Genomic DNA, 20,632 nt, shown 5'->3' on the forward strand with positions numbered 1-20,632 from the left:
CGACATTCTCGCCACCAACGCGCCACCGGCGACCAAACCGCTGCGCATCCTGCACGTGCTGGATCATTCGATCCCGCTGCACAGCGGCTATACCTTCCGCACCCGCTCGATCCTGCAGCAGCAGCGCGCGCTGGGCTGGGAAACCCACCACATCACCAGCCCCAAGCAGGGCGACGGGCCGGACGGCCACGAAACCGTCGACGGCCTGTGCTTCTACCGCACGGCGCCGTCGCGCGGCACGCTGGCGCGCCTGCCCGTACTGAATCAGCTGGCCGTGATCGACCGGCTGGCCGAGCGCCTGCTGGCCGTGGCCGCCGATATCCGGCCCGATATCCTGCACGCCCACTCGCCGGCCCTGAATGCCGTCGCGGCGCTGCGCGTGGGACGCAAGCTGGGCATCCCCGTGGTGTATGAAATCCGCGCCTTCTGGGAAGACGCGGCGGTGGACCACGGCACCAGCCGCGAATGGGGTGTGCGCTACCGCCTGACGCGGGCGATGGAAACCTGGGCGCTCAAACGGGTCGACGCGGCCACCACCATCTGCGAGGGCCTGCGCGCCGAGATCGTCGGCCGGGGCATCCCCGCCGCCAAGGTCGACGTGATCCCGAACGCGGTCGATGTCGCGGACTTCAGCGTCGATGGCGTGCGCGACGCCGCCCTGGTGGCGAAACTGGGCCTGGAAGGCAAGACGGTGCTGGGCTTCATCGGCTCGTTCTACGCCTACGAAGGCCTGAATATCCTGCTCGACGCGCTGCCGGCGATGCTGGCCAGGCGCCCGGATATCCGCGTGCTGCTGGTGGGCGGCGGGCCGCAGGACGCGGCGCTTCGCAGCCAGGCAGAAAGCCTGGGCGTGGCCGAGCAGGTGATCTTCACGGGCCGCGTGCCGCACGCCGAAGTGCAGCGCTACTACGATATCGTCGACGTGCTGTGCTACCCGCGCCTGAAGATGCGGCTGACGGACCTGGTCACGCCGTTGAAGCCGCTGGAAGCGATGGCGCAGGGGCGCCTGCTGGCCGCCTCCGACGTGGGTGGGCACCGCGAGCTGATCGAGGATGGCCGCACCGGCGTGCTGTTCGCCGCAGGGGACGCGCCCGCGCTGGCGCAGCGCGTGCTGGCCCTGCTCGACGCGCCGCACCAGTGGACGCAACTGCGGGCCCAGGGTCGCCGCTTCGTCGAGGAGCAGCGCAGCTGGGCCGCCAGCGTGGGCCGCTACCGCAAGGTATACGGCAAGCTGGTGCCGGGCCGCGTGCAGGAAAGCGCGCGATGAACGACGCCGTCTCCGCCGCCACGCTGTCGCCTGCGCCGGTGCAGGCGCATCCGGCCCTGCGGGTCGGCCTGGTCGGGCCGCTGCCGCCGCCGTCGGGCGGCATGGCCAACCAGACCTTGCAACTGGCCGCGCTGCTGCGGGGCGAAGGCGTCGACGTGGAAACGGTGCAGGTCAACGCGCCGTACCGCCCGGCGTGGGCCGGCCGCATCAAGGGCCTGCGCGCGGTGGTGCGGATGGTGCCGTACCTGGCCAGCCTGTGGCGTACGGCCGGGCGGGTGCAGCTGTTCCATGTGATGGCCAATTCCGGCTGGTCCTGGCACCTGTTCGCGGCGCCCGCCATCTGGATCGCGCGGCTGCGCGGCAAGCCCGTCGTCATCAATTACCGAGGCGGCGAGGCCGAGACCTTCCTGCAGCGCGCGCAAAACTGGGTGCGTCCCAGCCTGGCGCGGGCCGATGCCGTCATCGTGCCCTCGGGCTTCCTGGAACACGTGTTCGGCAAGTTCGGCTTCGCCACCCAGGTGGTGCCCAATATCGTCAACCTGGAGCGTTTCACGGCCGCCCGAGCAGGTGGCGCGCAGGGCAAAGGCGTGCGCCCGCCAGGGATGCGTCTTCTCGTTGCGCGCAACCTGGAAGACATCTACGACAACGCCACCGCCTTGCGCACGCTGGCGCTGGTGCGTGCCCAGGACCCGGCTGCCACGCTGGTGATCGCCGGCTCCGGGCCATTGCGCGCGGCGTTGGAAGCGCAGGCCGTGGAGCTGGGCCTGGCCGACGTGGTAACGTTCACGGGCCGGGTCGACAATGCCGGCATGGCCGACCTGTACCGCAATGCCGACATCATGCTCAATTGCAGCCTGGTCGACAATACGCCCAACTCCGTGCTCGAATCGATGGCCTGCGGCGTGCCCGTGGTCAGCACCGACGTGGGCGGCGTGCCTTACCTCGTCGAGCATGGTCGCACGGCACTGCTGGTGCCGCCCGGTGCGCCCCGTGCGATGGCCGACGCCGTGCTGCGCCTGGCCGCCGAACCAGCGCTGGCCGCCGCGCTGCGCGAGGCGGGCCTGACCCAGGTGCAGCAGTACACGTGGGCCAGCGTGCGCCCGCGCCTGCTGGCCGTCTACCGGTCAGTGCTGGCTGCCCGCGCCACCGCCCGCCCAGTGAGCCAGCCATGAAACCCGTCGATAATGCCGCCGTGACTGCCACATCCCCCGTCCTGGCGCCGCGTTACCGCGCCGCGCCCTACACGACCCTGGTGACGAAGCTGCTGTTCCCCCTGCACGAGCGGGTCAAGCAGCACAGCAGCGTGGCCGTGCGCAAGCAGCTGGAGCAATCGCAGTACTGGCCGGAAGAGCGGCTGCGCGAGCTGCAGCTGCGCCGCCTGCGCGCGCTGCTGGCGCGGGCACATGACAAGGTGCCGTACTTCCGCGACCTGTTCCGCGAACTGGGCTTCGATCCGTACCGCGACGTGCAGTCGCTGTCCGACCTGGGCCGGCTGCCGCTGATGGACAAGGCCGTGATCCGCGCCAACCAGGACCGGCTGAAGGCCGAGGATGCTGTCGGCCTGGCACGCTTCAACACGGGCGGCTCCAGCGGCGAACCGCTGGTCTTCTATATCGGCAAGGAGCGCGTCAGCCACGACGTCGCCGCCAAGTGGCGCGCCACGCGGTGGTGGAATGTCGATATCGGCGATCCCGAGATCGTCGTGTGGGGTTCGCCCATCGAGCTGGGCGCGCAGGATCGCGTGCGGGCACTGCGCGACCGCCTGCTGCGCACCCACCTGCTGCCGGCCTTCGAGATGTCCGCCGCGAAGCTCGATAGTTTCGTCGCCCGCATCCGCGCCCACCGTCCGCGCATGCTGTTCGGCTATCCATCGGCGCTGTCGCATATCGCCCGGCACGCCCAGGCGCAGGGCCAGCGCATGGACGACCTGGGCATCCGCGTTGCCTTCGTCACTTCCGAGCGGCTGTACGACGAGCAGCGTGCCCAGATTTCCGAGACCTTCGGCTGCCCCGTCGCCAACGGTTACGGCGGCCGCGACGCCGGTTTCATCGCCCACCAGTGTCCCGAGGGCAGCATGCACATCACGGCCGAGGACATCATCGTCGAGATCCTCGACCCGCAAGGGCACCCGGTGCCGCGCGGCCAGTCCGGCGAGATCGTCGTGACCCACCTGGCCACGGGCGACTTTCCCTTCGTTCGCTACCGCACCGGCGACATCGGCGTACTGGGCAAAGAGGCCTGCACCTGCGGGCGCGGCCTGCCCGTGCTGCAGGAAATCCAGGGCCGCAGCACGGACTTTCTCGTCGCGCGCGACGGCACCGTCATGCACGGGCTGGCGCTGGTGTATATCCTGCGCGACCTGCCGCAGGTGAAGGCGTTCAAGATTTCGCAGGAGAGCCTGGACCTGACGTGCGTGCAGGTGGTGCTGGACGGACAACTGACCGATGCCCTGCGCGCGCACATCGAAAAAGGCTTCAAGGCCCGCCTGGGCAGCGCCGTGGCCGTGCAGGTCGAGCAGGTCGACGCCATCGCCCCGGAAAAGTCGGGCAAGTTCCGCTACGTGGTCAGCAAGGTGGCCGCCGGGAGCGCCGCCCCATGAGGGACGTGCTCGTCACGCTGCTGGTGTTCGCATCGCTGCCGTATATCTTCAAGCGCCCGTCGATCGGCATGGTGATGTGGATCTGGATCAGCGTCATGAATCCGCACACGCAAGGCTGGGGCTTCGCGCGCGACTTCCCGTTCGCCGCCATCATCGCCGTCGTCACCGTCGCCGCCATGTGCACCAACAGCCACCGGCGCTACCGGCTGCCGATGACCTCCGTCACCGTCACCTTCATGCTGTTCATCGCCTGGATGTGCATCACCTCGATGTTCGCCATGCACCCGGAGGAAGTGTGGGCGCAGCTGGTCAAGGTCATCAAGATCACGGGCATGACCCTGGTGGTGCTGATGCTGATGCGCAAACGCAGCCACGTCGAATGGATGGTCTGGACCGTGGTCGTCTCGATCGGCTACTACGGCACCAAGGGCGGCATCTTCACCATCCGCAGCGGCGGCCAGTACCGCGTGTGGGGCCCGATCGGCACCTTCATCGACGGCAACAACGAGATCGCGCTGGCGCTGGTGATGACGATCCCCCTGATGTATTACCTGCACGGGCAGATTGTCAACAAATGGGGCAAGCGCGCCATGGTCGCCTCGATGCTGCTGTGCGCTCTGGCGTCGCTGGGATCGTACTCGCGCGGCGCGGCCATCGCCATGGTGGCGATGCTGGCCTTCCTGTGGCTGAAGGGGAAGAACAAGCTCAGATTCGGCATCGTCATGGTGTGCTGCATTCCGTTCGCGCTGCTGTTCATGCCGGAGCAGTGGCACTCGCGCATCGACACCATCAACGAGTACCAGGAAGACGCCTCGGCCATGGGCCGCATCAACGCCTGGCAGATGGCCTTCAACCTGGCCAACGACCGGCCGCTGGGCGGTGGCTTCATCATCTACGAACCGGACGTGTTCGAACTGTATGCGCCCGTGCCGCATGACGTGCACGCGGCGCACAGCATCTACTTCCAGGTGCTGGGCGAGCATGGCTGGGTGGGCCTGGCGCTGTACCTGGCGCTGGGCTGGCTGACCTGGCGCACCGGCAGCTGGATCATCGGCCAGTCGATCCTGCGCAAGGACCTGGCCTGGGCCGGCGACCTGGCGCGCATGCTGCAAGTGAGCCTGCTGGGCTTTGCCGTGGGCGGTGCCTTCCTCAGCCTGGCCTATTTCGACGTGCCGTATTACCTGATGGCGGGCATGGTGGCGATCCGCCTGATCGTGGAACGCGAGCGGGCGACGGCGAAGGCGCCCGTGCCCGTCGCTGCCGACGCGGCCCTTCCGTTCGACCCCAATGACGAGATCCAACATGAGCCGCTTCGATAATTCCAGTGCCGGCGCGGCGCTGCTGGAAAAGAGCCTGCTGTCGCTGTTTTCCCCCGGCGGCAAGCGCGGCCTGTCGATCCTGATCTATCACCGCGTGCTGCCGCAAAAGGACCCGCTGTTTCCCGGCGAAGTGGACCGGCAGGAGTTTTCAAGCCAGATGGCGTTGTTGAAGTCGCGCTTCAACGTGCTCCCGCTGGCCGAGGCGGTACAGCGGGCCAAGCGCGGCAGCCTGCCGGCGCGGGCGGCTGCCATCACCTTCGACGACGGCTATGCCGACAATGCCGACGTGGCGCTGCCGGTACTGCGGGAACACGGCCTGCACGCCACCTTTTTTGTTGCCAGCGGCTTCCTGGACGGCGGCCGCATGTGGAACGACAGCGTCATCGAACTGGTGCGGCGCGCGCCCGCCGGCGTGCTCGATGCGTCCACGCTGGGCCTGGGCACGCATGCGCTGCAGTCGCTGGCGGACCGCCAGCGCGCCATCCCTGCCCTGATCGGCCAGCTGAAATACCTGCCGATGGCCGAGCGCCTGGAGCAGGTGGACCGCCTGGCGCAGCTGGCCGGCTGCACCTTGCCGGACAATCTGATGATGCGCAGCAGCCAGGTCAAGGCGCTGCACGCGGCCGGCATGGGCATCGGCGCGCACACGGTGAACCACCCGATCCTGGCGCGCCTGAGCGACACCCAGGCGCGCGAGGAAATCGCCCAGGGCAAGCTGGCCCTGGAAGACCTGATCGGCGAGAAGGTCACGCTGTTCGCCTACCCGAACGGCAAGCCGGGCGAGGACTATCTGCCGCAGCACGTGGCGATGGCGCGCGAGCTGCGCTTCGAGGGCGCAGTGTCGACCTCCTGGGGCGCCAGCCGTGGCACGCCGGACCCGTTCCAGCTGCCCCGCTTCACACCGTGGGACCGCAACCGCCTGCGCTTCGTGCTGCGCCTGGCGCACAACCTGACGGTGCCCGCCGGGCGCGCGTGAGCGCGGCAGCATGCCAGTCCGCGTGACGATCCTGCCGCAAGGCTGGCAGTTCGAGGCCGCCGAGGGCGAGACCCTCTTGCGCGCGGCCGAGCGAGCCGGCATCCGCCTGCCCAGCTCCTGCCGCAACGGCACCTGCCGCACCTGCTACTGCGCCAGCGACGGCGGCAAGGTGCGCTACCTGGTCGAGTGGCCCGGCCTGTCGCTGGACGAAAAGCGGGCGCACGATGTGCTGCCGTGCGTGGCCGTGCCTGAAGGGGACATCACGCTGACGATGCCCGCCGCGCGGCGCATTGACCCGCCGGCCTGAAGCCGGGCCGCAAGGGGTGCCTACTCCGGCGCCTGCGGCTTGCGCAACCGCGCCAGCAGCGCCTCGGTCTGTTCGTTCAACGGCAGGCCGTGGCGGCGCAGCAGCTGCACGTGCAGCACCATGTTCTCCAGTACCAGCTTGGCCGCCACGGCGAGCAACGTCAGGCGGCGGTCTTCCTCGCTGAACGACTCCATCGCGTCGGCCATCTCGCACAGGTGGCTGGCGACGATGCCGCGCAAGTCCTTTTCGTCGAAAGGCAGGTCGGCGAAATCGATGGGGTCCTCCTGCTCGACCTCCTGCATCAGTTGTTCCAGCTCCTTCTGGGTGATCGACATCGATGGCTCCGGTGACTCCGATGCCACATTCTAGGCCAAAGTGCCCGGCAAAACGCGCTAGAATCACCGGACCCCCGAAAGGCTCGACGATGGCCCACCTCATCTTCACCCAGCAGCTGGCGCGGTTCCTGCCCGTCCCCGAATTGGCGACGGATGCAAGGACCTTGCGCGCCGCGCTGGACACGGTGTTCGCCGCCAATCCGCGCCTGGGCGGCTACGTGCTGGACGACCAGGGCCGACTGCGCGAGAACGTCGTCGTCTTCATCGACGGCAGGCGCACGCGCGAGCGCATCCGCCTGGACGATCCGCTGCGGGCCGATTCCACCGTCCACATCTTGCAGGCACTCTCCGGAGGCTGACATGGCAGAACGCGCACTTCTCGCAACCCGCAAGGGCCTGTTCGAACTGACCCGGCAGGGCGACGGCTGGGAGCCGGGCCGGCCCCACTTCCCCGGCGACCCGGTGTCGGCCGTGCTGCACGATGCGCGCGACGGCACCCTGTATGCAGCCCTGAACCTGGGTCACTTCGGCGCCAAGCTGCACCGGCGCGATGCCGGCAGCGACGCCTGGACCGAGGTGGCCGTGCCGGTCTACCCGCCCAAGCCCGAAGGCCTGGACGATCCGCTGGACTGGTCGCTCAAGCAGATCTGGACCCTGGCCGCCGGTGGGCCGGACCAGCCGGGCGTGCTCTGGGCCGGCACCTTGCCCGGTGGCCTGTTCCGCTCCGCCGACCGGGGCGCCAGCTGGCAGCTGGTGGAAAGCCTGTGGCATGCACCCGAACGCACCCAGTGGTTCGGCGGCGGCTACGACACGCCGGGCATCCACAGCATCTGCGTCGATCCGCGCGACAGCAACAGCGTGCTGGTGGCCGTCTCCTGCGGCGGCACGTGGCTGACCACGGACGGCGGCGCCACGTGGCAGTTGCGCACGAAAGGCATGGCCGCGCGCTATATGCCGCCGGAGCTGGCCGAGCAGGGCGCCGTGCAGGACCCGCACCGGGTGGTGCGCTGCGCCGGTGTACCCGACGTGTTATGGTGCCAGCACCATAACGGCATCTGGCGCTCGCGCGACAATGCCGCCACCTGGGAGGAAATCGCCGCGCCCCTGTCCACCTTCGGCTTTGCCGTGGCCGTGCATCCGCAGGACGGCGACACGGCATGGTTCGTCCCGGCAGTGGCAGACCAGCAGCGCGTGCCGGTGGAAGCGGCACTGGCCGTGAACCGCACCAGCGACGGCGGAGCCAGCTTCGTCACGCAGCGTCATGGCTTGCCGCAGCAGCACTGTTATGACCTGGTGTACCGGCACTGCCTGGCCATCGCGGCCGATGGCCGCAGCTTGCTGATGGCCTCGACGACAGGTGGCGTGTGGTTCTCCGGTGACAGCGGCGAGCACTGGCACGCCCTGGCAGCCCGGTTCCCACTTGTCTATTATGCAACTTTCGTCGATAATTGATTGACTTGATATTGCATTGAGGCAATACTACTAGTCAGTCAGAGCAATATACCTTCGCGACCCAACGACACCCATCATGACCACTGTAAACGACATCAACACCATCCCCCTGACGGGGCTGCGGCACATCGACGCCCTGCTCAATGACGGTCCCGCCTGGAACTACGTGACCTACGGTGCGATCAATACCATCAGCTACAGTTTCTCCCTGACGGGTGCCGACAATATCGAGAACGAAGACCTGGCCGGGCCGATGAGCCAGTTCTCGATCAGCCAGCAGGAATGGACGCGTTATGCGCTGGACTATCTCACCGACGTAACAGGCATCGAGTTCGTCGAGACGACCGGCGCCACCGCGGAAGTGCACTTCGTCAATGCCGACATTGCCAAGGACCGGGTGACGGGTCAGTGCGCCTGGCAGAACCACATCTGGCGCCTTCCCGACGGCACCGTGACGGACTATCAGGTCGACGGCATCATCTACCTCGACAACAACGAGTATCGCCGCGAAAACGCCGACCTGACGGCCGGCGGCGAAGGCTACGAAACGCTGCTGCACGAACTGGGCCACTTGCTGGGCCTGAAGCACCCGTTCGAGGGCGATATCCAGCTGCCTGCAGCCGTGAACAACCCCGCCCATACGCTGATGTCGTACGAGTACGACGGCTATATCCGCGACGAATACAGCCCCTACGACCTGGCTGCACTGGACTGGCTGTACGGCGGTGACGGCCTGAGCGGTTATATGGGCATCAATTCCTCGGGCGGCATCTGGCTGACGGGCGACGAACAGGCCAATACGCTGATGGGTGGCGCCATCGTGGACGTGCTGAACGGCAGCGACGGCAGCGATACGCTGAGCTCGCTAGATGGGAACGACATACTGGCCGGCGGCGGCGGCAACGACCGCATCGACGGCGGCGCCGGACGCGATATCGCAATTTACGGCGGCGCCCGCGCGGACTATACGATCGTTCGCAGCGGCGATGGCGTGCTCGTTACCGACCGCGCCGGGATTGACGGCATTGATACGCTGAGCCACGTCGAACGGCTCAGTTTCGAGGACAGAAACGTAGCGCTCGATTTCAACGGTAACGGCGGCGCCGCCTATCGCCTGTATGTCGCCGCGTTCGACCGCCTGCCCGAGCAGCAGGGCCTGGGTTTCTGGATTTACCACCTCGACAATGGCATGTCGCTGACGGATGCCGCTTCCGGTTTCGTCAACAGCCCCGAATTTGCCCAGAAATACGGCAGCAATACGCCGACCAATACAGCCTTCGTCACGGCCTTGTACAACAATGTACTCAATCGTGGTCCGGACCAGGGTGGCCTGGATTACTGGACCAGCGCCTTGGACAACGGCGCGACCCGGGCCCAGTTGCTGGTCGGTTTCAGCGAAAGCCAGGAAAACATGACGACGCTGATCGGCATCGCCGGCAACGGCATGGATTTCGTCGCCTACGAACCCGCCTGACGGGCGGTCGCGCCCGTGCCCCAGTAAGCCAGGAACATGTCCACCGCCGTCGCCACGATGGCACCCTGCTGCCCGTCGTCCAGGGGCGGCTGGCCCATGGCTACCTGGGGCCAGAAGGCAAACGTCTTCAGCTGCCCCTGTAGCAGGCTGGACATGAACACCGCGTCGCCCGCCTTCAATGCACCGTCCGCCTGGGCTGCGCGCAGGAAGGCCGCACCGCCTTCCTCCTTTTCCTCCAGCTTCGCCACCATGCTGCGCGCCCGCTCGGGCGTGTGGATGGCCTCGGCAATGGCCACCCGCGCCAGGTCCAGGAAATACGGATCGCGCAGCAATGCCATCTTGTGCGTCAACAGCACGACCAACTGCTCGCGCAGGGGCTTGCCCGCTTGGTAACCGATCGCGTCGACACCGGCGCTGCACGCCCATAGTTCCTGCAGGATCTGCGCAAACAGGTCGTCCTTGCTGGGGAAGTGATTGTAGACAGTGCGCTTCGACACGCCCGCCGTGGCAGCGACGCGGTCCATGCTGGTCGCCTCGAACCCGTTGACACGAAACTCGGCAATGGCCGCCTGCACGATGGCAGCGCGCTTGCGGTCGGTCAGGCGGAGAGTGGAAGATTCAGACATACGTAATTTTACACCGACCAGTTTACTTTCTTCCAAACCGGAACTACACTGTGTAGTGTACTTTTAAGATCGCCAAAACCGGGGACAGTCCCCTGTTCTCAAGCAACCATTGCTCAAAAATGGGGACAGACCCCATTTTCCGGGCAACTTTTCGATGGAATCGCCATGACCGCCACCGCTTCCCACGCTTCGCCGCAAGTCCAGAACGGCCGCTTCCGCAACCCGGTGCGGATGCACCGCACCGGCGTACGCAAGACCTTGCAGATCCTGTGGAAAATGCTGTTCGAGAAGCCGGCGGACAGCGTGCCGGCCGCGCCGATTCCCGTGCAGGCCCTCGATCGCGCCGCGCTCGATGCGGCGCCGGACAACGCGGTGTTTCGCCTCGGCCATTCGACGGTGCTGCTGAAGCTGGACGGGCGCTTCTGGCTGACCGATCCCGTCTTTGCCCGGCGCGCCTCGCCGTTTCGCTGGATGGGGCCGGCGCGCTTCCATGCCACGCCCTTGACCTTGGAGCAATTGCCGCCGCTGGCCGGCGTGATCCTGTCGCACGACCATTACGACCACCTCGACCGCGCCGCCGTGCTGGCGCTGGCCGGCAAGACAGATTATTTCGTGGCGCCGCTGGGCGTGGGCGACCTGCTGGTCAGATGGGGTGTACCGGCCGCCAAGGTGCAGCAGCTGGACTGGTGGCGCGGCGCGACCCTGGCCGGCCTGCGGCTGACCTGCACGCCGGCCCAGCACTTTTCCGGGCGCGGCCTGACCGACGGCAACCGCACGCTGTGGTGTTCCTGGGTCATCGAAAGCAGTGCCCACGAGGTGTTTTTCAGCGGCAACACGGGCTACTTCCGCGGCTTCAAGGCCATCGGCGACCGTTTCGGCCCCTTCGACCTGACGATGGTGGAAACGGGCGCCTACGACGCCCAGTGGCCGGACATCCACATGCAGCCCGAAGAAACCATGCAGGCCCATATCGACCTGCGCGGCAAGGTGCTGCTGCCGATCCACAACGGCACCTTCGACCTGGCGCTGCATCCGTGGCATGAGCCGCTCGAACGCATCGCCGCGCTGGCCGAGCGCCACGGCCAGCAACTGGCCACGCCAATCATCGGCGCGGCGCTGTCAATCGCGGCGCCGCAGGCCGACCAGCGCTGGTGGCGCAGCTTCATGGCATAGATCGCGATATAGATCGCGGCATAAATCGTGGCAAAAAAAAGCCGGCAACAGCCGGCTTTTTCATGGTCAGGCGACGATCACTTCATCCACAGGCGCATCGCATCCCAGGCACGGCCGAAGATCGACGCCTGCTCGACCGATTCCAGCGCCACCACGGGCAGTTCCAGCATCGGCTTGCCGTCGACGACCATCTTCAGCTTGCCGACATTGGTGCCTTCGCCCAGCGGTGCCACCAGCGGGTCCTTGCGCTCCAGCACAGGCTTCATCTTGCCGGCCACGCCCTTCGGCACGGTCACCATCACATCGTGGCGGAAGCCGATCTTGACCTGGTTCTTCGAACCTTTCCAGACCTGCGGCGTATCGACGGCCTGGCCCTTGGCATACAGCTTGACGGTATCGAAGTTCTGGAAGCCCCAGTTCAGCAGCTTCTGGCTTTCGGCCGTGCGCGTCGCATCGGAATTCGTGCCCATCACCACCGAGATCAGGCGGCGGTCGATCGGGCCGCTCGGGCGGTGCGCCGACGCGACCATGCAGTAACCGGCCGATTCCGTGTGGCCCGTCTTCATGCCGTCCACGGTCGGGTCGAGCCACAGCAGGCGGTTGCGGTTCTGCTGGGTGATCTTGTTATAGGTGAAGCTCTTGACGGAGTCGATCTTGTAGAACTGCGGGAATTCCTGGATCACGTGCTTGGCCAGGATCGCCAGGTCGCTCGCGGTGGTGAAATTGTCCGGGCTGGGCAGGCCGTGCGAATTGGCGAAGCGCGAATTCTTCATGCCAAGGCGCTGCGCCTCGCGGTTCATCAAGGTGACGAAGGTGCCTTCGTCGCCGGCCACCGCTTCGGCCAGGGCCACGGCGGCGTCGTTCCCCGACTGGATCATCAGGCCGTGCAGCAGGTCGTTGATGGAGACGGGAACGGCCGGATCGATGAACATCTTCGAGCTGGAAGAATCGACCTTCCACGCGCGCGTGGAGACGTTGACCATCTGGTTCAGTTCCAGTTTCTTGTCGCGCAAGGCCAGGAACGTCAGGTAGGCGGTCATGATCTTCGTCAGCGAAGCCGGTTCGACGCGCATGTTCGGGTCCTGCGCGGCGATCACCTGGCCGCTGGTGGCGTCGAGCAGCAGCCAGGACTTGGCGGCGATGGTCGGGGCGGGAACGGTCTGGGCGACGGCGGAAGAGAGAATCAGGACGCTGGTAGCCAGCGCCGCGAGCAGTTTTTTCATTGGATCTTTGAATCGTTAAGTAAACGCGGAATACGCTCGAAACACCGCAACAGCGCGCAATGCACAGCACGAGGTGCGGGCGAAAAACGCCGGTGACGAGCGCCGGATACAAGGGCTTCGGGCGCGCAGCCCGAAAACGCCGGCACATTATAGGCGCTCAGGCTTCCTCGGGGTCGTCCTTTTGCTGCTGCCTGCCCAGCCACAGGGCGATTACCCAGCTCTTGATATGACCCAGTTTGCGGTGGAAGAAGTGGTCCGCGCCGGGGATCACGAGCACCGGCACATCCTGCGGACGGGCCCAGTCGAACACCGCCTGCAGGGGGATCGTGTCGTCGTTCTCGCCGTGGATCAGGATCGTATCGGCCGGGATATCGGCCATCTGCCACTTGCCGGCCGCGCTGCCGACCAGCACCAGGCGCTCGGCCGGGGTGCCGGCGGCCGCCAGGCGCTGGGCCAGTTGCGACTGCACATAGGTGCCGAAGGAGAAGCCCGACAGCGCCACCGGCAGGCCCGGGAACTGCTCCGTCATATGGCGGTACAGCAGCTCCATGTCGTCCGTCTCGCCGATGCCGCGATCGTGCACGCCCTCGGACTGGCCGACGCCGCGGAAGTTGATGCGCGCGACCACGTAGTCGAGAGCGGCGAAAGTGCGCGCCAGCGTCTGCGCCACCTTGTTTTCCATCGTGCCGCCGTACAGCGGGTGCGGGTGCGCCACCAGGGCGATGCCGCGCGGCTTCCTGCCGTCCAGCGGCATGTCGAGCAGGCCTTCCATCAGGCCTGCCTTGCCCTGCATGGTGAAATGCTTGGTGTTCTTGTTCATCGCTCGGTCTTCACTTGATCTTCAGTCGTTCCACCGGTTGGCCGTTGACGAGATGGCTGTCGATGATCTCGTCGATGTCGGACGTGTCGACATAGGTGTACCACGTGCCTTCCGGGTATACCACCAGCACCGGCCCGTGTTCGCAGCGGTCCAGGCAACCGGCCTGGTTGATGCGCACATTGCCTTCGCCGTTGATGTTGAGCTGCTTGCAGCGCTTCTTCGCATGCTTCTGCGCCTGTTCGGCGCCACGGGGACCGCAGCTTTCGCGGCCGTCTTCCCGGCTGTTCATGCAGAAGAACACGTGATGCTTGAAATAGGGAGTGTCGCTCATGCTTGCCTCGTAAGTGGTGGGACGGGTGCCTGGCAACGGCCGTCCCTGATGCCCGTAATGATACCCGCGATCAGGTCCGGTTGAGTTTATGCGACGGCAGCCACAGGAACCACAGGGCCACGAACGGCCACAGCAGCGCGAGGAACTGGGCGGCGCCGTTGAAGTTCAGGAATTTGCCCTGCACCCAGGTCTGCATCGTCGCGCTGAAGTAGGGGTTCACGGGTGTGCTGTTGACCACCACGATCAGGAGGATCAAGGTGGCCAGGCCGAGGCGCCGTTGAGCCACCTGGGGCGCGAACGCCAGGCCGGCCACCATGATGCCGCCGAACAGGAAGCCGCCCTGGGCGCCCGGCGTGATCCAAACGAAGGCATTCTCCGGCGAGAACAGCAGGGCAGAAGCCAGCGTCTTGGCCGTCACGGCAGCGGCCAGCAGCGCCGCCGCCAGCAGCGCGCGCGGCGCCGGCCGGCGCATCAGGCACATGAAGGTCAGGGCCGCACCCACCATGCCGCAGGCCGTGACGATGGTTTCGGACAGCCAGTACTGCTCTACCGTCAGGTCCGGGTCGGGGCGCAGGTAGGCGAGCAGGTCGATGTCCATCTCCAGCAGGCTGCTGAGCCATTCGGACAGGATCGGCAGCAGCTGGCCCTGGCCGAACAGGAAGGAAGAGGGATAGATCTGCGCCAGCGGCCACAGGGCCACCAGCACCAGGCCCTGGCTGGCGTGCTGGGCGAACCAGCGCTGGCGCAGCCGATACAGGTGGCTGGTATCGAGCAGCTTGCGCGCCGTCAGTACGCCGATCAGGCCACCGAGCGCACAGCCGGCGCTGTTGGTATAGAAGTCAAGGTTCGACGACACGCGGCTGGGCAGGTAGGTCTGCACCGCCTCCATCAGGCCCGACACCAGCGCGCCGGTCAGCGCGGCCAGCACGAAGGCCCAGAAGCCGCGGATGCGCGGATGCAGCGCATATGCCACCAGCATGCCGAAGGGGATATAGCCGATGACGTTGATGGCCGCGTCGAACTTGGTCCAGTAGCGCGGCATCGCCGTGTGCTCCAGGAAGATCAGCGGCGACAGGCCCTGGCTATGCCAGCCCGAGAACGGGAACCAGCTGGCGTAGACGATCAGCAGCAGGTAGGCCAGCAACGTGGCGCGCGACACCGGCGACCCACGCTGTTCGCGGGCCGGCTCCGGCGCCTTGGCCGGCGGCGTCGCGGGCTGCTCGTCCACCGCCATGCCTACTGCGCCGGCATGGGAGCCGACAGCTTGCCCGGCATCGGCGCCGGCAAGGTGGCAAGCCAGGCCAGGATATCGGCGGCGACGGCATCGGTGGTGCCGGCCAGCGCGCGCACACCGCCCGGCGCATCGGCGCTGGTGGCCGGCGTGGTGCGGGTGAAGGTGCGCTGGTCCACCAGCCGGTGGGAGCGGAACACGGAGGCGCGCAGCGAGATCGCCGCGCTGCTTTGCGTGGCGCTGTCGAAGTTCTGGGCGAATTCGTCGACTTCCAGCCGCAGGATCGGCACCCCGCCGGAGGCATCGGTGGTCGACAGCACCTTCACGCCGCCCTGGGCTAAGCGTGCCTTGAAGCGCTGCGACAGCAGCTGCAGGGGCGTGGCGCCCCACTGGTTGTAGGCATAGGGGCGCGATTGCTGGGCGTCGGCATACATCAGCCGGTAGAACATGCGCTGGTTGTCCAATGTGGCCGGGCCGGTGACGTCGGCCACCACCAGGGCCGGGAAGCCCGCCGGGGCGCTCGGCGCCTGCGCGGCCGGTGCGCCCAGGGGCCCGAAATCGTAGCTGGTCTGGGTCGGACCCTTGCTGGTGGCGCAGCCGCCCAGCAGTGCCGCGCAGGCCAGCGCCGTGGTCAACGAAAGTGCGCGCAGGGGTGGAAAGTGGGTCATCGCTTGGTCCTTAGTTGGTCGGCGCCGTGAAGCCCGGTTCGCCCGGGCCCGGCGTGGCCGCCGGCGCGCCGAACAGGATGCTTTGCGGGCGGTCGTTCAGGGTATTCATCGTGCGGCGCACGGCCCGCATCGAGGAGCGGGTCTCGTCGGTCAGCGCGGTGATGCTGGGCAGCGTCTCGAGCTGCGCGCCGGTCGCCACGGATTCGACCGACATCGCCGTGCGGTCAAACGCGCCGGTGATGCGGTCCAGGGCGCCGTTCGGCCCCTGCAGGCTTTGCGACAGGCGCGTCACGTCCTGGGCCAGCGTATTGACCGAGTCGATCGCCGTGTCGGCCTTGTTCACGAGGGCGGGCAGCTTGTCGATGGTGGGGCCGAGGCGGGCCGGCAGCGCCTTGTATTCGTTGGCGGCGGCCGATACGTCCGAGAACGCGGCCAGGATGGTCTTCTGGTTGTCGGGACTGAGCAGGGTATTGAGCTTGCTCGTCACTTCCTCGGCTTGCGAGAGGATGGCCTGGCCGCGCTTTTCCAGCTGGTCCAGCAGGCCCGGACGCAGGGGGATGCGGCTCGGATTGTCCTGGTTTGTCGCCAGGCGCGGGGAGCCGACCGTTTCGTCGTCCAGCTGGATGTAGGCAATTCCCGTCACGCCCTGGTAGCCCAGCGTGGCGAAGGTGGTCTTCGTGATCGGCGTGGCCGGGTCGATGCTCAGGTGGACCAGGATCTGGCCGGCGATCGTCGGGTCGAAGTCGATGGTATCGACCTTGCCCACTTCCAGGCCGCGATAGCGCACCGCCGCCTGCGGGTTCAGGCCCGGAACGGACAGGCTGGTGGCCAGCAGGTAGGGGGCGTATTCGACCCGGTCGCGGTTGAACCAGATGCCGAACAGGACGGCCGCCACCAGCAGTGTCAATGTAAAGATGCCGGTCATCAGGGCGTGCGATCGGTTTTCCATTCTTGCTCCTTATTCGAGCGCTTCCAGGGCCCGCTTGCCGCGGTCGCCCAGGAAGAACTCCTTGATAAACGGGTGGTCGACCCGGATCACGTCCTTGGTCGGGCCCACGGCGATCACGTGCTTCTCTGCCAGCACGGCGATGCGGGTGGACAGCGCGAACAGCGAATCGAGGTCGTGCGTCACCATCACCACCGTCAGGCCCAGCTCGCGGTGGAGGGACTTGATCAGCGAGACGAAGCTTTCCGAGCGGTCCGGATCGAGGCCGGCGGTCGGCTCGTCCAGGAACAGCAGCTTCGGCTCCAGTGCCAGCGCGCGGGCGAGCGCGACCCGCTTGATCATCCCGCCGGACAGGTCGGACGGCATCTTGTTGGCATGCTCGGGGCCCAGCCCGACCATGTTCATCTTCAGCAGCACGGCGTCGCGCACCAGGTCCGGCGGCAGCACGCGCAGTTCGCGCATGGGCTGGGCCACGTTGTCGAACACCGTCAGCGCCGAATACAGCGCGCCCTGCTGGAACAGCATGCCCCAGTGGTTGCGCAGCAGCTGCAGCTGGGCCGACGCGGCCTGGGTGATGTCCTCGCCGAAGATGCGCACGCAGCCCTTGCTGGGGCGTTCCAGGCCCAGCATCTGGCGCAGCAGCACCGTCTTGCCCGTGCCCGAGCCGCCCACGATCGACATGATCTCGCCATCCTCGATGGTCAGATTCAGGTCGTTATGGATGACGGTCTTGCCGAACTTGGTCTGCAGGTTGTTGATCTCGACCACGGGCACGCTGCCGTCCAGGGTCAGCTCGCCCGGCACGTCGGCGCAGCTGCGCTCGTCGTCGTGGTGGTCGCCCTCGTCGCTCATCAGAAGCCCACCCCGTTGAAGACGATGGCAAACACGGCGTCGGCCAGGATCACGACGGTGATGGCGGTGACGACCGAAGTGGTGGTGCCGCGCCCCAGGCTTTCCGTGTTGGGCTGGATGCGCAGGCCGAAGTGGCAGGAGACCAGGGCGATCAGCATGCCGAACACCGTGCCCTTGCCCAGGCCGATCATGTAGTTCGCCAGCGGCACCGCATCGGGCAGTTTCTGGATGAAATAGCGGGCCGATAAATTCAATTCGATCTTGGCCGCCACCATGCCGCCGACCAGGGCCATCGTGTCGGTCCAGATCACCAGCAGCGGCATCGAGATCGCCAGCGCGACAACCTTGGGCATCACCAGCCGGAAGCCGTGCGAGATGCCCATGACGAGCATCGCATCGAGTTCCTCGGTCACGCGCATCACACCCAGCTGCGCCGTGATCGACGAGCCGGAGCGGCCGGCGACGAGGATGGCCGCCAGCAGCGGCCCCAGTTCGCGGATGATGCTCATGCCGAGCAGGTTGACGAGGTAGATGTCGCCGCCGAAGTTGCGCAGCTGCTGCGCCGACAGGTAAGACAGCACCACGCCGATCAGGAAGCCCACCAGGGCAGTGATGCCCAGGGCCTGGAAGCCGGCATGGAAGATATTGGCGGAGATTTCCTTCCACGGCCCGCGGATCGGGCTTTTCACGAAGCGCCACAAGTCCTGCGTGACCTGGCCGATCAGCTTGACGAAGCCTTGCAGGTGTTCGAAGAAGTGCAGGATGCCGCCGCCCAGGGTGGTGATCCAGCCCATGTGCTGCTTGCGCTGCCGCGGCAGTTCCAGCTTGCCGGCCGCTTCCAGGCGCTTGAAGAATTCTTCCTGGCCAGGCGCCAGTTTCAGGGAGGCGGGGCGTTTGTAACCCCAGGCCTGCCAGAACATCTGCGCGCCGATGTGGTCCATGCTGTCGATGGCCGACAGGTCCCATTGCGCTTCGCCGCTGCCGTGCACCTGCTTGAACTTGGCCGACAGGGTCTTCATGACCTTGCGGTGAGCCAGTGCGTGCACCTGCCAGGTTCCGTCGGCCGTGACCGTGGCGCCAGGCGTGGCGCCGGATTGGAAAGTTAAGCTTGGCTCTTGTGCAATGGGCATGTCGCCAGTGTAAGTGAGATTCGTTTCGTTCGCTACAGGCGCCGGCTCAACGGTGTGTCGGACGGCGCCCACACGCGGTTGCGGTCCGCAGCAGGCCTTATGCGGCGAGGTGGCGGGCCTGCCGCTGCGGTGCCGCCACGCCGGCCGCCTTGTTGACCTTTGTGCGCACGCCATGGCCGTCGCTTGCCAGCAGGGCCGCCACGTCGTCCTCGCCCATGCCCTGCAGTTGCAGCCAGCGTCCCACCATCGCGGCCAGGCGGTCCAGGGCGATGCGGTGGGTGGCGTCCGTGTTTGCATACAGCCAGTCCGCGAAGGCCATGAAACCGTCAAACGGGCGCGCGCCCAGCAGAAGGTGGATGGTGTGGGTGAAGCGGCCCGAGTTGGCCACCAGGTCCCAGTAACGGGCAAAGCGCACCAGACGCTGCATGGTGGGGAAGTCGATGTCGCGGTTGGCCAGGATGGTGTAGGGTGGATGCGGATCGAACACGAGGCCGAAGCTGTCGGTGTGGCGGATGATGGGCGTGCCGCGCAGGCGCTTGAGGATGCCGAACTGGATCTCGTGCGGGCCCAGGGCCCACAGCTTGTCGAAGCCTTCGGCGAAGCTCTCCACGGTTTCGCCGGGCAGGCCGGCGATCAGGTCGACGTGCATGTGAACGTGCGAGTGCTCGCACAGCCAGCGGATGTTCGCGGCCGCCTTGTCGTTGTCCTGCTTGCGCGAGATGTTCGCCTGCACGGTGGGATTGAAGCTCTGGATGCCGATCTCGAACTGCAGCGCGCCCGGCGGGAACTTGGCGATGCCTTCCTTCAGCGCGTCGGGCAGGTGATCCGGCACCAGCTCGAAGTGGGCGTACACCGGATCGTCCGGGTTCGCCGCCAGCTTATCGAGGAAGAACTGCATGATCTTCAGGCTGGTCTTGATATTGAGGTTGAAGGTGCGGTCGACGAACTTGAACACGCGGGCGCCGCGCGCATGCAGTGCCTCCATCTGTTCGAGGAAGGTGTCGATGGCGAAGGGCCAGGCCGTCTTGTCCAGCGCGGACAGGCAGAACTCGCACTTGAAGGGGCAGCCGCGCGAAGCCTCCACGTACAGGGTGCGGTGCGCAATGTCTTCGTTACTATATAGAGCGTAGGGCAGGGCGATGTCCGCCATGGGCGGCTGGACGCCCGCGTGCACCTTCATCAGCGGCTTGGGGCCGTGCAGAATGTCGCGGCACAGCTTTGGCAACGTGACATCGCCCCAGCCCGTGACGACGTAGTCGGCCAGCTGCACGATCGCCTGTTCATTGGTCTCGTGCGATACCTCCGGCCCGCCCAGCACGACGACGACGTGCGGCGCCACGCGCTTGAGCATGGCTACCAGCTTGGTGGTTTCCTCGACATTCCATATATAGACACCGAAACCGACGATCTGCGGCTGGGCCGCCAGGATGCGTTCGACCAGTTCCGTCGTCTTCGCGCCGATGACGAACTCCTGGATGCGCGTCTGGGCCTGCAGTTCGCCCATATTGGCCAATAGATAGCGCAAGCCCAGCGAGGCGTGGGTATAACGGGCGTTCAGGGTGGTCAGCAGGATGGTCATGGAAGGGCGCGGCAGGGAAAATGCGAATCGTGCATTTTACCCCTTGCGCAGCGGGCCGCGTTTGGCTATGATTCTGTCCCTGCCGCAACGTAGTCGTGAAAACGGAACGCTGCGACAGTGGATGTTTCGAGCTGGTTTTGCTACAAAACGAAACATTCCGAGGGGTTGACGAGCTGCACGAAACACCGCATAATCTCATCTCTCTGCTGCTGACAAACACAACGATTTGTCGGGGTCGCAAGACCAGCAGCAAGCGCCTTAGGGCAGAATTCTTTAACAATCAACAGTCGATAAGTGTGGGCGTTTGATGTGATGTGCCCGAGA

At 66.3% G+C, this 20,632-nt stretch carries 21 protein-coding genes; 10 read left to right on the forward strand and 11 right to left on the reverse strand.

The genetic code is table 11. From position 1 onward, the window contains the following. The first annotated feature begins 40 nt into the window (after positions 1-40). From GM672_RS18315 to GM672_RS18340, 6 genes are read left to right on the forward strand one after another with little or no spacing between them, the layout of a single operon-like run. On the forward strand, positions 41-1,267 hold the full coding sequence (locus GM672_RS18315; protein ID WP_155471996.1) for a TIGR04063 family PEP-CTERM/XrtA system glycosyltransferase: 1,227 nt from the start codon (positions 41-43) through the stop codon (positions 1,265-1,267). Further along, positions 1,264-2,439 (forward strand): glycosyltransferase family 4 protein, encoded by a 1,176-nt coding sequence (locus GM672_RS18320; protein WP_155471972.1) that lies wholly within the window; start codon positions 1,264-1,266, stop codon positions 2,437-2,439. The genes GM672_RS18315 and GM672_RS18320 overlap by 4 nt, the downstream gene beginning before the upstream one ends. Further along, entirely contained in the window at positions 2,436-3,866 is a 1,431-nt protein-coding gene (locus GM672_RS18325) for a phenylacetate--CoA ligase family protein (RefSeq protein ID WP_155471973.1), read from the forward strand. Before GM672_RS18320 ends, GM672_RS18325 begins: the two co-directional genes overlap by 4 nt. Beyond that, a complete protein-coding gene (locus tag GM672_RS18330; protein WP_155471974.1) occupies positions 3,863-5,185 on the forward strand; it encodes a putative O-glycosylation ligase, exosortase A system-associated in 1,323 nt (440 codons plus the stop codon). Before GM672_RS18325 ends, GM672_RS18330 begins: the two co-directional genes overlap by 4 nt. After that, the gene (locus tag GM672_RS18335) at positions 5,169-6,161 is read left to right on the forward strand and encodes a polysaccharide deacetylase family protein (protein WP_211517390.1); all 993 of its coding nucleotides are present in this window, start codon (positions 5,169-5,171) and stop codon (positions 6,159-6,161) included. Before GM672_RS18330 ends, GM672_RS18335 begins: the two co-directional genes overlap by 17 nt. Positions 6,162-6,171: 10 nt before the next feature. After that, positions 6,172-6,468 (forward strand): 2Fe-2S iron-sulfur cluster-binding protein, encoded by a 297-nt coding sequence (locus tag GM672_RS18340; protein ID WP_155471975.1) that lies wholly within the window; start codon positions 6,172-6,174, stop codon positions 6,466-6,468. 20 nt (positions 6,469-6,488) lie between these two features. Here GM672_RS18340 and GM672_RS18345 read toward each other — a convergent pair whose 3' ends face one another. Then, positions 6,489-6,803, reverse strand: coding sequence for a hypothetical protein (locus tag GM672_RS18345; RefSeq protein ID WP_155471976.1), 315 nt, complete (start codon positions 6,801-6,803; stop codon positions 6,489-6,491). An 89-nt stretch (positions 6,804-6,892) separates the two neighbouring features. On the opposite strand from GM672_RS18345, the gene GM672_RS18350 reads away from it, so the two are divergent. From GM672_RS18350 to GM672_RS18360, 3 genes are all read left to right on the forward strand, one after another. Further along, positions 6,893-7,162 carry a MoaD/ThiS family protein gene (locus tag GM672_RS18350; protein WP_155471977.1) on the forward strand — a complete coding sequence of 90 codons (270 nt, stop codon included), beginning with the start codon at positions 6,893-6,895 and terminating at the stop codon, positions 7,160-7,162. A 1-nt stretch (position 7,163) separates the two neighbouring features. After that, on the forward strand, positions 7,164-8,255 hold the full coding sequence (locus GM672_RS18355; RefSeq protein ID WP_155471978.1) for a WD40/YVTN/BNR-like repeat-containing protein: 1,092 nt from the start codon (positions 7,164-7,166) through the stop codon (positions 8,253-8,255). A 76-nt stretch (positions 8,256-8,331) separates the two neighbouring features. Then, positions 8,332-9,729, forward strand: a complete 1,398-nt coding sequence (locus tag GM672_RS18360; RefSeq protein WP_155471979.1) for a DUF4214 domain-containing protein — start codon at positions 8,332-8,334, stop codon at positions 9,727-9,729. Here the strand turns inward: GM672_RS18360 and GM672_RS18365 are convergent. After that, the gene (locus tag GM672_RS18365; RefSeq protein WP_155471980.1) at positions 9,714-10,355 is read right to left on the reverse strand and encodes a TetR/AcrR family transcriptional regulator; all 642 of its coding nucleotides are present in this window, start codon (positions 10,353-10,355) and stop codon (positions 9,714-9,716) included. The genes GM672_RS18360 and GM672_RS18365 overlap by 16 nt on opposite strands. 165 nt (positions 10,356-10,520) lie before the next feature. Here GM672_RS18365 and GM672_RS18370 point away from each other — a divergent pair, with 165 nt between their 5' ends. Next, positions 10,521-11,528 carry an MBL fold metallo-hydrolase gene (locus GM672_RS18370; RefSeq protein ID WP_155471981.1) on the forward strand — a complete coding sequence of 336 codons (1,008 nt, stop codon included), beginning with the start codon at positions 10,521-10,523 and terminating at the stop codon, positions 11,526-11,528. A gap of 77 nt (positions 11,529-11,605) precedes the next feature. Here GM672_RS18370 and GM672_RS18375 read toward each other — a convergent pair whose 3' ends face one another. The 9 genes from GM672_RS18375 to GM672_RS18415 form a co-directional block, all read right to left on the reverse strand. After that, positions 11,606-12,751 carry a D-alanyl-D-alanine carboxypeptidase family protein gene (locus GM672_RS18375; protein WP_155471982.1) on the reverse strand — a complete coding sequence of 382 codons (1,146 nt, stop codon included), beginning with the start codon at positions 12,749-12,751 and terminating at the stop codon, positions 11,606-11,608. Between the two features lie 157 nt (positions 12,752-12,908). After that, positions 12,909-13,571, reverse strand: coding sequence for an alpha/beta hydrolase (locus GM672_RS18380; RefSeq protein ID WP_155471983.1), 663 nt, complete (start codon positions 13,569-13,571; stop codon positions 12,909-12,911). A 10-nt stretch (positions 13,572-13,581) separates the two neighbouring features. Then, the gene (locus GM672_RS18385) at positions 13,582-13,902 is read right to left on the reverse strand and encodes a (2Fe-2S) ferredoxin domain-containing protein (protein WP_155471984.1); all 321 of its coding nucleotides are present in this window, start codon (positions 13,900-13,902) and stop codon (positions 13,582-13,584) included. A gap of 70 nt (positions 13,903-13,972) precedes the next feature. After that, positions 13,973-15,136 carry a VanZ family protein gene (locus GM672_RS18390; RefSeq protein WP_155471985.1) on the reverse strand — a complete coding sequence of 388 codons (1,164 nt, stop codon included), beginning with the start codon at positions 15,134-15,136 and terminating at the stop codon, positions 13,973-13,975. Between the two features lie 2 nt (positions 15,137-15,138). Next, positions 15,139-15,801, reverse strand: a complete 663-nt coding sequence (locus GM672_RS18395) for an ABC-type transport auxiliary lipoprotein family protein (RefSeq protein ID WP_155471986.1) — start codon at positions 15,799-15,801, stop codon at positions 15,139-15,141. A 10-nt stretch (positions 15,802-15,811) separates the two neighbouring features. Further along, positions 15,812-16,750 (reverse strand): MlaD family protein, encoded by a 939-nt coding sequence (locus GM672_RS18400; RefSeq protein ID WP_155471987.1) that lies wholly within the window; start codon positions 16,748-16,750, stop codon positions 15,812-15,814. Between the two features lie 9 nt (positions 16,751-16,759). Further along, entirely contained in the window at positions 16,760-17,599 is an 840-nt protein-coding gene (locus tag GM672_RS18405) for an ABC transporter ATP-binding protein (protein WP_155471988.1), read from the reverse strand. Beyond that, entirely contained in the window at positions 17,599-18,729 is a 1,131-nt protein-coding gene (locus GM672_RS18410; RefSeq protein WP_155471989.1) for an MlaE family ABC transporter permease, read from the reverse strand. Before GM672_RS18410 ends, GM672_RS18405 begins: the two co-directional genes overlap by 1 nt. Positions 18,730-18,826: 97 nt before the next feature. After that, positions 18,827-20,308: a B12-binding domain-containing radical SAM protein gene (locus GM672_RS18415; protein ID WP_155471990.1), complete on the reverse strand. Its 1,482-nt coding sequence runs from the start codon at positions 20,306-20,308 to the stop codon at positions 18,827-18,829. Positions 20,309-20,632 lie beyond the last annotated feature (324 nt).

Origin of the sequence: Pseudoduganella buxea (assembly GCF_009720835.1) — a bacterium.
GTDB classification, from domain to species: domain Bacteria; phylum Pseudomonadota; class Gammaproteobacteria; order Burkholderiales; family Burkholderiaceae_D; genus Rugamonas; species Rugamonas buxea.

What these genes read in the sequence shown, in the direction of transcription:
- GM672_RS18320 (WP_155471972.1), top strand. Translation starts at nt 1,264, where the DNA reads ATGAACGACGCCGTCTCCGCCGCCACGCTGTCGCCTGCGCCGGTGCAG.
- GM672_RS18325 (WP_155471973.1), top strand. Translation starts at nt 2,436, where the DNA reads ATGAAACCCGTCGATAATGCCGCCGTGACTGCCACATCCCCCGTCCTG.
- GM672_RS18330 (WP_155471974.1), top strand. Translation starts at nt 3,863, where the DNA reads ATGAGGGACGTGCTCGTCACGCTGCTGGTGTTCGCATCGCTGCCGTAT.
- GM672_RS18335 (WP_211517390.1), top strand. Translation starts at nt 5,169, where the DNA reads ATGAGCCGCTTCGATAATTCCAGTGCCGGCGCGGCGCTGCTGGAAAAG.
- GM672_RS18340 (WP_155471975.1), top strand. Translation starts at nt 6,172, where the DNA reads ATGCCAGTCCGCGTGACGATCCTGCCGCAAGGCTGGCAGTTCGAGGCC.
- GM672_RS18345 (WP_155471976.1), bottom strand. Translation starts at nt 6,803, where the DNA reads ATGTCGATCACCCAGAAGGAGCTGGAACAACTGATGCAGGAGGTCGAG.
- GM672_RS18350 (WP_155471977.1), top strand. Translation starts at nt 6,893, where the DNA reads ATGGCCCACCTCATCTTCACCCAGCAGCTGGCGCGGTTCCTGCCCGTC.
- GM672_RS18355 (WP_155471978.1), top strand. Translation starts at nt 7,164, where the DNA reads ATGGCAGAACGCGCACTTCTCGCAACCCGCAAGGGCCTGTTCGAACTG.
- GM672_RS18360 (WP_155471979.1), top strand. Translation starts at nt 8,332, where the DNA reads ATGACCACTGTAAACGACATCAACACCATCCCCCTGACGGGGCTGCGG.
- GM672_RS18365 (WP_155471980.1), bottom strand. Translation starts at nt 10,355, where the DNA reads ATGTCTGAATCTTCCACTCTCCGCCTGACCGACCGCAAGCGCGCTGCC.
- GM672_RS18370 (WP_155471981.1), top strand. Translation starts at nt 10,521, where the DNA reads ATGACCGCCACCGCTTCCCACGCTTCGCCGCAAGTCCAGAACGGCCGC.
- GM672_RS18375 (WP_155471982.1), bottom strand. Translation starts at nt 12,751, where the DNA reads ATGAAAAAACTGCTCGCGGCGCTGGCTACCAGCGTCCTGATTCTCTCT.
- GM672_RS18380 (WP_155471983.1), bottom strand. Translation starts at nt 13,571, where the DNA reads ATGAACAAGAACACCAAGCATTTCACCATGCAGGGCAAGGCAGGCCTG.
- GM672_RS18385 (WP_155471984.1), bottom strand. Translation starts at nt 13,902, where the DNA reads ATGAGCGACACTCCCTATTTCAAGCATCACGTGTTCTTCTGCATGAAC.
- GM672_RS18390 (WP_155471985.1), bottom strand. Translation starts at nt 15,136, where the DNA reads ATGGCGGTGGACGAGCAGCCCGCGACGCCGCCGGCCAAGGCGCCGGAG.
- GM672_RS18395 (WP_155471986.1), bottom strand. Translation starts at nt 15,801, where the DNA reads ATGACCCACTTTCCACCCCTGCGCGCACTTTCGTTGACCACGGCGCTG.
- GM672_RS18400 (WP_155471987.1), bottom strand. Translation starts at nt 16,750, where the DNA reads ATGGAAAACCGATCGCACGCCCTGATGACCGGCATCTTTACATTGACA.
- GM672_RS18405 (WP_155471988.1), bottom strand. Translation starts at nt 17,599, where the DNA reads ATGAGCGACGAGGGCGACCACCACGACGACGAGCGCAGCTGCGCCGAC.
- GM672_RS18410 (WP_155471989.1), bottom strand. Translation starts at nt 18,729, where the DNA reads ATGCCCATTGCACAAGAGCCAAGCTTAACTTTCCAATCCGGCGCCACG.
- GM672_RS18415 (WP_155471990.1), bottom strand. Translation starts at nt 20,308, where the DNA reads ATGACCATCCTGCTGACCACCCTGAACGCCCGTTATACCCACGCCTCG.